Genomic DNA, 291 nt, shown 5'->3' on the forward strand with positions numbered 1-291 from the left:
GCGCACCTCGGTGGGGTCGTTGGTCACGACCGACTCGGCGGCGTACCCGCCGAGGTCGACGAGCGCGGCGAGCTGTGCGGGGATCTGGCACTCGACCTCCTCGTCCTCGGCACGCTCCTCGGCACGCGCCGTACGCCGCTCGCGTGCGGCCGGCGCGCCGGCGTCGGCGCGCGAGCCGCTCAGCCCGCCGAGCAGGCCGCCGTCGCCGCCGCCGCCGGTCAGGGAGCCGGCCAGCCCGTCGGTGAGCGAGCCCAGGCCGGGGATGCCGGGCAGGCCCGGGATCTCGGGGAG

1 protein-coding gene is annotated in these 291 nt (G+C 79.0%); it reads right to left on the bottom strand.

Annotated features, from left to right (window positions below; genetic code table 11):
* A partial coding sequence (locus tag QWY29_RS20080; RefSeq protein WP_300963001.1) for a hypothetical protein occupies positions 1 to 291 on the bottom strand: 291 nt, incomplete at both ends.

This window comes from Nocardioides abyssi (genome assembly GCF_030412915.1).
Lineage (GTDB): Bacteria > Actinomycetota > Actinomycetes > Propionibacteriales > Nocardioidaceae > Nocardioides > Nocardioides abyssi.